15 protein-coding genes are annotated in these 12470 nt (G+C 65.0%); all 15 read right to left on the bottom strand.

Translation table 11 applies throughout. The annotated features are described in order from the left end of the window. Positions 1–2 precede the first annotated feature (2 nt). Positions 3–695 (bottom strand): hypothetical protein, encoded by a 693-nt coding sequence (locus tag DCG74_RS12965; RefSeq protein WP_172786952.1) that lies wholly within the window; start codon positions 693–695, stop codon positions 3–5. Further along, positions 692–2317 (bottom strand): flagellar basal-body MS-ring/collar protein FliF, encoded by a 1626-nt coding sequence (gene fliF, locus DCG74_RS12960; protein WP_172786953.1) that lies wholly within the window; start codon positions 2315–2317, stop codon positions 692–694. Before fliF ends, DCG74_RS12965 begins: the two co-directional genes overlap by 4 nt. A 301-nt stretch (positions 2318–2618) precedes the next feature. Next, positions 2619–3533 carry a flagellin gene (locus DCG74_RS12955; protein WP_172786954.1) on the bottom strand — a complete coding sequence of 305 codons (915 nt, stop codon included), beginning with the start codon at positions 3531–3533 and terminating at the stop codon, positions 2619–2621. Between the two features lie 274 nt (positions 3534–3807). Further along, entirely contained in the window at positions 3808–4716 is a 909-nt protein-coding gene (locus DCG74_RS12950; RefSeq protein WP_172786955.1) for a flagellin, read from the bottom strand. A gap of 262 nt (positions 4717–4978) precedes the next feature. Beyond that, complete coding sequence (fliP, locus tag DCG74_RS12945; protein ID WP_128263897.1) at positions 4979–5719, bottom strand: flagellar type III secretion system pore protein FliP; 741 nt, start codon at positions 5717–5719, stop codon at positions 4979–4981. Continuing rightward, positions 5716–6159: a flagellar basal body-associated FliL family protein gene (locus DCG74_RS12940; protein WP_172786956.1), complete on the bottom strand. Its 444-nt coding sequence runs from the start codon at positions 6157–6159 to the stop codon at positions 5716–5718. The genes fliP and DCG74_RS12940 overlap by 4 nt, the downstream gene beginning before the upstream one ends. Positions 6160–6192: 33 nt before the next feature. Next, on the bottom strand, positions 6193–6894 hold the full coding sequence (gene flgH / locus DCG74_RS12935) for a flagellar basal body L-ring protein FlgH (RefSeq protein WP_172786957.1): 702 nt from the start codon (positions 6892–6894) through the stop codon (positions 6193–6195). Next, a complete protein-coding gene (locus tag DCG74_RS12930) occupies positions 6895–7659 on the bottom strand; it encodes a MotE family protein (protein ID WP_172786958.1) in 765 nt (254 codons plus the stop codon). It abuts the gene before it with no gap. Between the two features lie 67 nt (positions 7660–7726). Further along, complete coding sequence (flgI, locus tag DCG74_RS12925; RefSeq protein ID WP_128263899.1) at positions 7727–8857, bottom strand: flagellar basal body P-ring protein FlgI; 1131 nt, start codon at positions 8855–8857, stop codon at positions 7727–7729. Continuing rightward, positions 8854–9330: a flagellar basal body P-ring formation chaperone FlgA gene (gene flgA, locus DCG74_RS12920; protein WP_172786959.1), complete on the bottom strand. Its 477-nt coding sequence runs from the start codon at positions 9328–9330 to the stop codon at positions 8854–8856. Before flgA ends, flgI begins: the two co-directional genes overlap by 4 nt. A 13-nt stretch (positions 9331–9343) precedes the next feature. Then, positions 9344–10132: a flagellar basal-body rod protein FlgG gene (gene flgG, locus DCG74_RS12915; RefSeq protein ID WP_172786960.1), complete on the bottom strand. Its 789-nt coding sequence runs from the start codon at positions 10130–10132 to the stop codon at positions 9344–9346. Positions 10133–10150: 18 nt separating this feature from the next. Next, positions 10151–10480 carry a flagellar hook-basal body complex protein FliE gene (locus tag DCG74_RS12910; protein ID WP_172786961.1) on the bottom strand — a complete coding sequence of 110 codons (330 nt, stop codon included), beginning with the start codon at positions 10478–10480 and terminating at the stop codon, positions 10151–10153. 2 nt (positions 10481–10482) lie between these two features. Next, positions 10483–10899, bottom strand: a complete 417-nt coding sequence (gene flgC, locus DCG74_RS12905) for a flagellar basal body rod protein FlgC (RefSeq protein WP_172786962.1) — start codon at positions 10897–10899, stop codon at positions 10483–10485. An 11-nt stretch (positions 10900–10910) separates the two neighbouring features. After that, a complete protein-coding gene (gene flgB, locus DCG74_RS12900) occupies positions 10911–11312 on the bottom strand; it encodes a flagellar basal body rod protein FlgB (protein ID WP_172786963.1) in 402 nt (133 codons plus the stop codon). A 64-nt stretch (positions 11313–11376) separates the two neighbouring features. Next, positions 11377–12462 carry a flagellar biosynthesis protein FlhB gene (flhB, locus tag DCG74_RS12895; protein ID WP_172786964.1) on the bottom strand — a complete coding sequence of 362 codons (1086 nt, stop codon included), beginning with the start codon at positions 12460–12462 and terminating at the stop codon, positions 11377–11379. Positions 12463–12470: the final 8 nt, after the last annotated feature.

Below are 12470 nucleotides of genomic sequence, written 5' to 3'. Positions count from 1 at the left end.
GACTACCGGCGCGCTTCCTTGAGGCGTTCGCTCCAGGCCGTGATCTGCGTCTCGATCACGGTCTGGTCGGCCACGACGCGAACCTCGAGCGTCTCGGCGGCCTCGTATGCGATGCCCGTTCGCCTGGATGCCTCGAGCTGCGTCTTCACGAGATCCAGCAGCTCGCTCGGGCCGGTGACCTTGAAGGCCGGCACCGACGAGTTGCCGGTCAGCACCGCGATCTGCTCGACCAGCGATCCGATCGCCTTGTCGCGCACCGCATCGGTGAGGAACGGCAGCAGGATCCGCGCCACCGAGCTTGCGATGTTGGTTTCGATCTCGCGGCACGCCGCCTCGAAGCCGCTGACGATCGCGACCGCCTGCTGGTCGGACCATTTGGCCCGCTCCTCGCCGAGCCGGATCGCACTGCGGACGCGCTCCTCGGCCAGCTTGGCGTCGGCTTCCGCGACGCCCGCGGCATGGCCGCGTCGATAGGCATCGTCCAGCAGATTGACCGGCGGCGCTTCCGTCGCAGGCACCGGAGACGGCGCCTGAAGCTGCGTCTGGGCCTGCGGCTGCGCTTGAGGCTGCGGATCGCGCCTCGCCTCCTTCGGCCTGGTCAGCACGTCCTGGATTTTCGGCGGCGGAGGCGGCGGCGACTTGACCCGGCCATTCGCGTCGAACTGCGTCAGGAGTTTTCCGATTGCCGCGTTCATGCCGCCTCCTCGCGTCGCATCCAGTCTTTAAGGATCGCCGCCGCCTGCATCTGATCGAGCCGGACGATCTGCTCCAGCCGCTTCTGCGGCGTTCGCTGCATCTTGCCTTCGAGGTCTTCGACGAGGTTGAGCTCGGCCTCCTCGCTGTCGGCCAGCGCAAGGGCCGCCGAAGCTTCGAGCTGGGCGGCCTCGGTCGCCTCGACCTGCTCCTGCTCCGCGCGATGGGTCAGAATGCCGTTGACCGCCGGCCGCAGCCCGAACCAGACCAGCATCGAGGCCACGGCCAGGATCGTGATCGCGTTGATGACGCTGCCGAGCTGCTTGTTGATCATCTCGACGAAGCTGATCGGCGGCACCGGCGCCAGCTCGCGCGATCCTTCGATGAAGTCGACGGCCGTCACTTGGATCTGGTCGCCGCGCGCCTTGTCCAATCCGCCCGCCGTCGCCGCGAGCTGGCTGATCTCGGCGAGCTTGCTGTCGATGATGGCCTGGTTGCTCTTGTCGCCGAGATCGGCGACCAGCCGCGCGCGGTTCACCAGCACGGCGATGAACAGCTTCTTGACCGAATAGCCGTCGCTGACCGTCGTCGTGGTCTTGGACGAGACCTCGAAATTGGTAACGTCCTCGCGGCGGGTCTTGTCCTCGCTGGAGTTCTTGCCGCCTCCTGCATTCACCTGCTGGTCGGGGAGGTTCTGCTGCACCGTGGTCGGCGACGAACGGTCGGCGTTCTGCGAGGATTCCTTCTCGCGCACGGCCCGCACCGAGCGCTCGGCGCGGTTCTCGGGATCGTAGACCGTCTCGTTGATCTGCCGCTTGTCGGTGGACAGCTGCGGAGCGACGCTCACCTCGAAATTGTCGAGGCCGAGATACGGCGTCAGCGCCTTGCGGATGTTCTCCTGCACCATGCCGCTGACCGTCTTCTGCAGGCTCGCCATCTTGGTCGGCGCGGCGCTGGCCTCGTCCTCTTCAGCGAGCAGCATCGAGCCGTCGGCGTCGAGCACCGTCACCTTGTCGCGGCTCATGCCGGGAATGGCGGCGGCGACGAGATGCCGGATCGACTGCGCCGTGCGTGCCTCGATCGCGCCGTCGGTGCGCAGCACGACCGAGGCCGAAGGCGGCTGCTGCGTCGCGCGGAACGATCCGCGCACCGGCAGCACGATATGCACGCGCGCCGCCTTCACGCCCTTCATCAGCTGGACGGTGCGGGCGATCTCGCCCTCGAGCGCGCGCAGCTTGGTGACCTCCTGCATGAACGAGGTCAGCCCGAGCGAGCCGATCTTGTCGAACAGCTCGTAACCGGAATTGGCGCTGGTCGGCAGCCCCTTCTCGGCGAGCAGCATCCGCGCCTGCATGGTCTGGCTCGGACGCACCGAGACCGCATCACCGGCGGAATTGACGTCGAAGGTGATGTTCTGCTCGCGCAGCGCCGCGCCGATGCGCGTCACGTCTTCGCGGGTGAGCCCGGTGTAGAGCGTCTCGAACTCGGGGCGGCTGAGATAATAGGCGCCGCCGACGACGGTGACGAGAACCGCAAAGCCGATCAGTCCCAAGGCCATCAGGCGTCGCGGCCCAAGCTCCAGCAGATTGTTGAGCAGTTGCTGTACCTGCGCACGACTGAGCATATGACCTCGTACCAATGCGAATGGTGAGGACACTCAGCTGCCAACCTTGTCTGAAGGTTGCGCGAGGCGCGAATGTGCGGGTTCGCTGGCGCGGCGTTGCAATTTTACAAGGCTGGACGATGCAATCGGTTTGGCAGCCACGAGCGAGCGATCGGGCGCACGGCAGCCCGACCGGCTGCAGCGTGTCGCAAGAAGTCTGGCGTCGGGAGGTCGATTGCCGGCACGTCGCGCGTCGGCGCGCCCACCATCGCGGCGGGGACCGTGCTCCCCGAGGGAGCACGGTCGTTTTCGAGTGCGCCGCTTAGCCGCGGAACAGCGACAGGATGCTCTGGCTGTTCTGGTTGGCGATCGAGAGCGCCTGAACGCCTAGCTGCTGCTGGGTCTGCAGCGCCTGGAGCCGGGTCGATTCCGCGTTCATGTCGGCGTCGACGAGCTGGCCGACACCGCGATCCACGGAGTCCATCAGGGTCTTGACGAATTCCGTGTTGGTCGAGATACGGTTCTTGACCGCACCGAGATCGGCAGCGGCCGAGGCCACCGAGTTGATCGCAGCGGTGACCTTCGAGATGTAGCCATCGAGCGTGGTCTGGTCGGCCGCCGAGTCGGTCAGCGCGGAGATGTTGATCGTGTCGACCGAGGCGCTGGCGGCCACGGTGTCGAGAATGCCGGTCTGCGTGGTGGAGTAGAGCGTGTAGTTGGCGGTCGTGATGGTGATCGAACCGATCGTCGGGGTTCCGCCGACACGCGAGTAGGACGAGACGAGGTTGAAGCTCGTCGGGGTGGTACCCGTCGTGGTGCTCAGCCAGTTGATGCCGTTGAAGGTGGCCGAATTGGCCTTGAGCTTCATGTCCTGCTGGATCTGGGTGATGTCCGCCTGGATCTTGGTGCGGTCGATACCCGCGGTCTTGGCTTCGACCAGCAGCGCCTGCAGCTTGGTCAGGCCGGATTCCTTGTCGCCGATCACCGAGGTCAGAGCGGTGTATTCGGTGTCGACGGTCGCAGCCGACAGACCGAGCGAGTCGGAGACCGCGGACAGTGCGGCGTTGTCGGAGCGCATCGAGGTCGCGATCGACCAGTAGGCGGCGTTGTCCGAAGCAGTGGACACGCGCTGACCGGTGGAGATCCGGTTCTGCGTGGTGGCGAGTTGCGCGCTGACAGACCGCAGGGTCTGGAGCGCGGTCATGGCGGAGGAGTTGGTGAGAAGGCTAGAACCCATTTTGATGTCCCTTTGAAGATTGAAACGAGCTTAGGGGACATACCGGGCTTGCACCGGTACGACAGAGCGGCGTCATGCCTTTGGGCGTGCCGCAAACGCGGGTTCAAGGCCCAATCTGTCGTAGCGGCGAGGTTAACGAGCGAAGCTTGTGCGAGGCTTGTGGCTCTGTGCTCTGCCTGCAACTGGCAGCCGAAATGACGGCGTGCGCAGCGTAACGCCAAACGAAAGGGCCGCGCTTCGCGAGAAGCGCGGCCCTCCCCCGATGATCCAAGCCTTAGCGGAACAGCGACAGGATGCTCTGGCTGCTGTTGTTGGCGATCGAAAGCGCCTGAACGCCGAGCTGCTGCTGAACCTGAAGCGCGGCAAGGCGGGTGGATTCCGCATTCATGTCCGCGTCGACGAGCTGGCCGACACCGCGGTCAACCGAGTCCATCAGCGACTTCACGAACTCCGTGTTGGTCGAAATACGGTTCTTGACGGCACCGAGATTGGCGGCGGACGCGGCCACCGAGTTGATGGCGGTCGTGACCTGCGCGATGTAGCCATCGAGCGTGGTCTGGTCGGCTGCCGAGTCCGTCAGCGCGGAGATGTTGATCGTGTCGACCGAGGCGCTGCCGGCCACGGTGTCCAGAATGCCGGTCTGGGTGGTCGAGTAGAGCGTGTAGTTGGCGGTCGTCACGGTGATCGAGCCGATGGTGGGCGTGCCGCCGACGCGAGAATACGACGACACCAGGCTGAAGCTCGTCGGCGTGGTGCCGGTCGTCGTGCTCAGCCAGTTGATGCCGTTGAAGGTCGCGGCATTGGCCGTGCTCTTCATCTGCTGCTGGATCTGGGTGACGTCCGCCTGGATCTTGGTGCGGTCGATACCCGCGGTCTTGGCTTGCACCAGCAGCGACTGGAGCTTGGTCAGACCGGAGTCCTTGTCACCGATGACCGTGGTCAGAGCGGTATATTCGGTGTCGACGGTCGCAGCCGACAGACCGAGCGAGTCGGAGACGGCGGAGAGCGCGGCGTTGTCGGCGCGCATCGAGGTGGCGATCGACCAATAGGCGGCGTTGTCCGAAGCGGTGGCCACGCGCTGACCGGTGGAGATCCGGTTCTGCGTGGTGGAGAGTTGCGAACCCACAGACCGCAGCGTCTGGAGTGCGGTCATGGCGGTCGAGTTCGTAAGCAGGCTTGACATTGCGAATGTCCCTTTATGTACGCGTTACATTTTCACGAGGGGACATACCGGGCTTTCACCGGTACGGAAGGGCGGCATCATGCCTTTGGACCGATCAGTATGGGTCCAACCCGCCGTGCCGCATTGCTAGCACGCCGAATCTTGCTTCCGGATTAAGATGGGCTTGAATTCAACAGTGAAATCATATGGTTAACATTACGCCCCGCTAACCATAACCAGTGCGTTTCGCTTAACCATAACGGCCGGCCGGCGATCGCGGCGCTCACGAGAACGAGCGGACCAGGCCGGAGGCCAGCAGATTCCAGCCGTCGATCAGCACGAAGAACAGCATCTTGAACGGCAGCGCGAGGATCGTCGGCGGCATCATCATCATGCCCATCGACATGGTCAGCGTCGCCACGATCATGTCGATCACCAGGAACGGCAGGATGATGAGGAATCCGATCTCGAACGAGCGCCGGAGCTCGGAGATCATGAAGGCCGGAATGATGACGCGCAGATCGATCCGCTTGTCGTCGAACTTCCTGCGGAAGCTTTCCGCGGCGAGCGCCTCGAAGGTCTGGAGATCCTTGTCGCGGACATGGGCCAGCATGAACTCGCGGAACGGATCCGTGATCTTCAGATAGGCCTCCTCCTCCGATATCTCGTTCTTCATCAGCGGCTGGACGCCGCTCTCCCAGGCCCGGTCGAAGGTCGGCGCCATCACGTAGAAGGTCATGAACAGCGCGAGACTGATCAGCACCAGGTTGGCAGGTGTGGTCTGGAGGCCGAGACCGGCGCGCAGGAACGACAACGCCACCGCAAATCGCGTGAAGCTCGTCACCATGATGAGCAGCCCTGGCGCCACCGACAGCACCGTGATCAGCGCCATCAGCTGGATGATCCGGCCGCTGGTCGAGCCGTTTCCGGGCGGCAGCAGGGAATTCAGGTCCGGAATCTGGGCCAGCGCCGCCTCGGGCAGCACGACCAGAACCAGCGCGAGCAGCAGGACTTTCACCCTCACTGGATCACCAGCGTCTCGATGATCAATTCACGGACCTTGCCCGACGAGCGGATATTGGCGCGCTCGGTCAGGTCGTCGCGCAGATGCTGGAGCCCGCGCGATCCCTCGAACTGGGTAACGGTCGCCGACCGAAGATAGGTCACGATGTCCTCGCTGATATGGGCGGCCAGAATGCCGGCATCCTCGTCGCTCATGCTGTCGGTCACCATCGAGGCTTCGATGCGCGCCCAATTGTTGGCCGGCGCGGCGAGATTGGTCACGATCGGGGACAATTTCCTGAGCCGCGCGCTGCCGGCGTAGCTCGACGCGATCGGCGGCGGGGTGGCGCTCTTCTTCGCGTCGGCAACGCGCTCGGCGGTTGCGATCAGATGCAGGCCGGCAACCGCGCCCGCGCCGATCGCGATCAGGGTCAGCACGACGATGGCGGCGATCAGGCGCATGGCGTCCCCTGCCATCGCGACGCGGTGCCGGTCTCAGAACGGTGCCACGGCATCATAGATCCGGTGTCCCCATCCAGGCTGCTGCACGTCCGACAGATTTCCGCGCCCGCCATAGGACACGCGCGCCTCGGCGATCTTGTCGTAGGAGATCGTGTTGGCCCGCGAGATATCGCGCGGACGTACGATGCCGCCGACGTTGAGCACGCGCATCTCCGTGTTGACGCGAAATTCCTGCGAACCGCTGATCATCATGTTGCCGTTCGGCAGCACGTCGGTGACGATGGCCGCGATGGACAGCTTGATGTCTTCGGTGCGGTCGATCTGGCCGTTGCCCTTGATCTGGGTGTTGGTGCTGAGATTGGCGTTGGCCGAACCCGTGTCTTTCCATCCGGCGACGTCCATCAGCCAGTCGAGCCCGAACTTCACCTGCGAATCGCGCGAACGGCCGGTCTTGTTGTCCAGCTTGGCCTTGTCCTGCATCGAGATGATCACCGTCACGACGTCGCCGGTGCGGCGGGCGCGGGGATCGCGGTAGAGATCGGTGCCGTCGTCCCAGGTGGAGCGGTAGCTGACGGGCGTGCGCATGCGCGGCGTCACCGGGATCGGATCGGCCTGCATCCGCAGGCCGCTGCCGACGGGCGACATCTGCGGACCGATCAGGACTTCGGCCGGATCATGATAGCACCCGGCCAGGAGCACGGACGCCGCGAGGAGGGAGAGGATCGGCTTGTTCATCTATTTGCTCTTTCCGTCGTCCACGCGACGCATGCCGCCGAGCAGGTCGGCGAGGTGCGCCGCGCGTGCCGTGTCCATCTCGTTGAAGATCGCGCTCGAGCTGCGCGGGCTGAGCTTGGCGAGCACGGCGGCGGCGGTCTCGTCGGCCATGCCGGCGATCTGGGTCGCCGCAGCTTCGGGCTTCATGCGCGAATAGATCTCGACGACGCTGGCTTCGGCCTTTTTCAGGAAGTCGTCGCGCAGCGCCATCCACTTCTCGTATTCGACGCGCTTGGCCTCGACTTCCGCGATGCGCTCGCGCAGCAGGCTCTCGGCCTTCTCGAGCTCCTTGAGCTGCCAAGCCAGCCTTGCGTCGACGGCGGGATCGGCGACGTTGCTGCAGAACAGGGCGATTTCGTTGTCGGGAGCCGGCGCGGCCTGCGGCAGCGCAGGCTTCGGCGGCGCCGTGACGCTGCCGGGCTTGGCCGGACGGACCGGCGCGGGCGCAGGTGTCGGCGTTTCCGGAGCCGGCACCGCGCCGGTGACGACGGGGCCAGAATCTTCAGCCGCCCATGCCGTGGCCCGGACCGACGCATTCTCGCCAGGTGTCGCGGTGGCCGGCGGCTGCGGCTTCTGCGGTCCGCCCGCACGAGCACGGGCGAAGGAGAGCAGGTTGAGCGGTTTCGAGGGCTTGGCCTCGTCCAGGGCGAGCACCGGCGAGACGCTCGCGAGCATTGTTGCCGCGGCCAGCAGGAGTAGTTTGGCTTTGTGATACAGCTTCAGCATCGGGCCGCGTGCGATTCTCGCTTCAGACCTGAGCATTGAGCGACCAAGCTTGCACGACGCTTGCGCATCATTGCACGATGACGTCGGCCTGCAGCGCGCCTGCCGTCTTGATCGCCTGGAGGATCGCGATGATCCCTGATGGCTTGAGGCCGATCTGGTTCAGCCCGCGCACCAGGCGCTGGAGATCGACCCCGCTCAGGATTGCCACCTGCGATCCGGCCTCGTTGGCTTCGACCACGGTCTGCGGGACGACCACCGTCTGTCCTCGCGAGAACGGCGCCGGCTGCGACACAACCGGCATCTCCGTGACGCGAACCGTCAGATTGCCGTGGGTCACGGCAACGGTCGATATCCGCACGTCGCGCCCGATCACGACCGTGCCGGTGCGCTCGTTGATCACGACCCGCGCCGGCGTGTCCGGCTCGACCACCAATTCGCCGATCTCGGCAAGGAAGCGGACAGGGCCGACATGACGCGGCTTCGACAGCACGATGGTGCGGTAGTCGCGCTCGAACGCGATCTGCGCGCGGTAGCGACCGCCGGCGTAGCGGTTGACGGCGTCGAGGATGCGCGTTGCGGTGACGAAGTCGGGATTCTTCAGCTGGAGCACCAGGAACTCCATCTCGTGGAGGCTTCCCTGCACCTCGCGTTCGACCAGCGCACCGTTCGGGATGCGTCCGGCCGTCGGCGTGCCCTGGCTGACGTTCTGCGCCTGGCCTCCGACGCTGTAACCGGCAACCGTGATCGCGCCCTGTGCCACTGCATAGACCGCGCCGTCCGCCGCGCGCAGCGACGTCATCACCAGCGTGCCGCCGAGCAGCGACGTCGCATCGCCGAGCGACGAGACGGTGACGTCCATGCGCTCGCCGGGCCCGATCGAAGGCGGAAGGTCCGCCGTTACCATCACCGCTGCGACGTTGCGGGTGCGCAGCGTGGTCGGCCGCGGGGGATTGTTCGTGCTCGTGGTCTCGTTCCTGACGTTGATGCCCATGTTCTCGAGCATCGACTGCAGGGACTGTTCGGTGAACGGCGCGTTACGCAGCGTGTCGCCGGTGCCATTGAGGCCGATGACGAGGCCGTAGCCGACGATCTGGTTTTCGCGCAGACCCTTGATGTCCGCGATGTCCTTGATGCGGACGGCGGCCTGGGCGCTGGCGGCAGACACCAGCAGGATGAGCGCAAGCAGGAGTCTGGTCATGACCCGTCCACGACCTTGACGGTGCCGTCCGGCTGGACGACGCCCCTGATGATCACGCCGGTGTCCGTGTTGCGCACCGGGATCAGCGCACCGGCCGCACCCGACTGCATCGCCGAGCCGTAAGTGACGATGGACAGGCCGCTGTCCTCGACCACGACCTTGACCATGGCGCCGCGCGCGACGGTCCAGGGATCCTCCACCGCATTGGTTGGAATGGGCTGGCCCGGCAACAGCGCGCGCCGCGCCATGCGGCCGACCAGGACCTGACGTCCCTCGATGAACATGGCAACGCCGAGCAGGCTCGGCGCGAAGGCGCGCTCGGTGATCATCTCTTCGCGGATCAGCTCGCCGGCGCGGATCGAGACGGCCGGCACGGGAAGCCGCTTCTCCTCGGCCGCGGCGCCCCGCGCCGCGACGAGTACCAGCAGTACGGCGGCCAACCCGCGCACGATCAGGCCCACCCTGTTCAACATCGAGACACCGGAACTAGCGCATGCCCTTCGAGACCGTCTGGGCCATTTCATCCGAGGCCTGGATGACCTTGGCATTCATTTCGTAGGCACGCTGCGCCGAGATCAGCTCGGTGATTTCCTTGACCGGGTCGACGTTCGAGGCCTCGAGATATTTCTGGTTGATCTTGCCGTAGCCGGCATCGCCCGGCAGCCCGACGACCGGCGTGCCGGACGCCGTGGTCTCCTTGTAGAGATTGCCGCCCAGCGGCTCGAGGCCTGCTTCGTTGGCGAAATTGGCGAGGTTGAGCTGGCCGATCTGCCGCGGATTCACTTCCGTATCGAGCTTGGCAAACACCTGGCCGGTGGCATTGACGGTGACCTCCACCGTTCCCTGCGGCACCGTGATCGCGGGGTCCAGCAGGTAACCGTCAATGGTGACGAGCTGGCCGTTGGCATTGGTGTTGAACGAGCCCGCACGGGTGTATTGCACCTCGTTGTTGGGGCCGAGCACCTGAAACCAGCCGCGGCCGTTGATCGCGAGATCGTAGGGGTTTCCGGTCTGCGTCAGCGCGCCCTGGATGTGCAGCTTGCGGATCGCCGCGGACTTGACGCCGAGGCCGAGATTGGCGCCTTCCGGAATCGGCGAGGAGCCGTTGGTGTTCGCGACGCCCTGCATGCGGTCCATCTGGTAGAACAGATCGGTGAACTCGGCGCGCGCCCGCTTGTACGACGTCGAGTTGATGTTGGCGATGTTGTTCGCGATGACTTCGATGTTGGTCTGCTGGGCGTTCATGCCCGTGGCCGCAATGGCGAGCGATTTCACTTGTCTCACTCCTTCAGATCAAATCGACATCCGAACGACTTCCTGGTAGGCCTGCACGACCTTGTCGCGAACCGCGACCGCCGTCTGCAGGGCCTGCTCGGCCGACATCAGCGCCTCCACGACGCGGCGCGTCGATTCCTTGCCCTGCATTGCCGAGATCGATGCGGCTTCGCCCGCCTTCAGCGTCCCGATCGCGTCGGACGTCACCTGCTTCATCACCGATTCGAAGCCGACATCGTCACCGGCCTGGACAGACGTTCTCGCGGCAGGCGAGACGGCCTGCGTCTCCGTCGCGCGGCTCGCCGCTTGCCCTGCGGAAATCGCGGTGGATGAAATCGCTTCAAGCATGGTCAGCTCCTCAGGAGGTCGATGCTCATGCCGAGCATGGACCTCACCTGCTTTACGACCTGGAGATTGGCTTCATAGGAGCGGTTGACTTCCCGCATGTCGGCCATCTCGATCATCATGTTCACGTTCGGCAGCTTGACGTAGCCGGCCTTGTCGGCGGCGGGATGCCCCGGATCGTACTCGACGCGATAGGGCGTGGTGTCGACTCCGATCTCCTTGACCTTCGCGAGCTGCGCGCCCGAGGCGCGGTCCATCGCGGCGTCGAAGGTGATGGTCTTGCGCTGATACGGATCGGCGCCGGCGGCGCGTCCCGTCGAGGTGGCGTTCGCGAGATTTTCCGAGACGATGCGCATGCGCGTCGACTGCGCTTCGAGCCCGGAGCTTGCGACCGTCAGAGAGGCGCTCAGTGAGTCCAGCATCTCAGTTCACCTCAGGCTTTTGCACTCGACAGGACCATGCGATGAAACGACCGCACGATCGCCGCGTTCATCGAATAGTCGCGATTGACGTCGTTGCCCTTGATCATTTCCTGCTCGAGGCTGACGGAGTTGCCGGAGTGAACCACTTCCCAACTGTCCTTCTTCGCGGTCGCCCGCGTATCGGTCTCGGCTGCGGACAATTGCATGTGCGAGGGCGACGTCGTCGCAAGCCTGACCGGCATGCCGTCGAGCACCTTGTTGAACGGCTCGACGTCGCGGGCCCGAAAGCCCGGCGTGTTGGCGTTGGCGACGTTGGTGGCGATGGTCGACTGACGCAGCTCGAGATAGCGCGCCTGCGACGATGCGAGTTCGAAGAGATAAAGCGGTCCCACGACGGCCCCATTCTGATCCATTCGGGACGAGCCTAGGGCGTTAAGCTTTCGTCAAGCTGTTGCGCGAAGCACCATCCGCGGAAATCTATCGGACGTTCTCGGGCCGCGGCGCCTGCTTGGATTGGAGGAAGTAGATGATCTCCGCGACGGGCCGGAAGAATTCCGCCGGAATCACCTGATCGACCTGAACCGCCTCGTAGAGCGCGCGTGCCAGCGCCCTGTTTTCGATGACGGGGATTCGGTTCTGCTCGGCGACCTCGCGGATCTTCAGCGCGATCACGTCCATGCCCTTGGCCACGACGAGCGGCGCGGCGCTTTCCTCGCGCTTGTAGCGCAGCGCGATCGCGAAGTGCGTCGGGTTGGCAATCACCAGCGTCGCGCGCGAGGCCGAGGCGATCATGCGTTGGCGCGAACGGTCGCGCGCCAGCGAGCGCAGGCGCGCCTTGATCAACGGATCGCCTTCCGCCTGCTTGTGCTCGTCCTTGATCTCCTGCTTGGTCATGCGCAGCTCGCGCCGCCAATGGAAGCGCGCCCAGGCGAGATCGATCGCCACCAGGACGATGGTGGCGATGCAGATCGCCGAGACTATGCGCATCGCGATGTTGAGGATCATCTCCGGCAGCGCGACCGGATCGGTGTACATCGCCTCGAATGCCTTCGCTTCGGACGCGCGCAGCACGAAGGCGACGACGGCGGTCACCGCACCAAGCTTGAACAGCGACTTGGCGAACTCGATCAGGCCCTGCGTTCCGAACAAACGGCTCCAGCCGCTGACGGGAGAGATTCGCGACAGGTCAGGCTTGATGCGCTCGAGCACGAAGCGCGGCGCGCTCTGCAGCAGCGAGGCGGCGAGCCCGAACACAACGAGGATGACGACCAGCGGCACCAGGAACCGCAGGGCCTGCAGGCCGACCACGGTGAGCAGGTTCTGCGCGTCCGCGCCGCTGGAGAGCGGGAAGCCCTCGGGATCGTCGAGGAGGCTCTTCAGGGTCGGCGTCAATTGCTGCACGCCCTGGCCGATCAGGAACGCCTGGATCACCATCAGCGCGGCCATCGAGGCGAAAATGGAGGCCTCCCGAGAGACCGGAATCTTGCCCTGTTCGAGCGCATCGCGGACTTTCTTCTCGGTCGGCTCTTCTGTCTTGCTCTCCTGATCGGATGTTTCTGCCATGCCCGTTC

Source organism: Bradyrhizobium sp. WBAH42, assembly GCF_024585265.1.
Classification (GTDB): domain Bacteria; phylum Pseudomonadota; class Alphaproteobacteria; order Rhizobiales; family Xanthobacteraceae; genus Bradyrhizobium.
The sequence above is the reverse complement of the archived record's forward strand: the minus strand, read 5'-3'. Positions and strand labels throughout refer to the sequence as shown.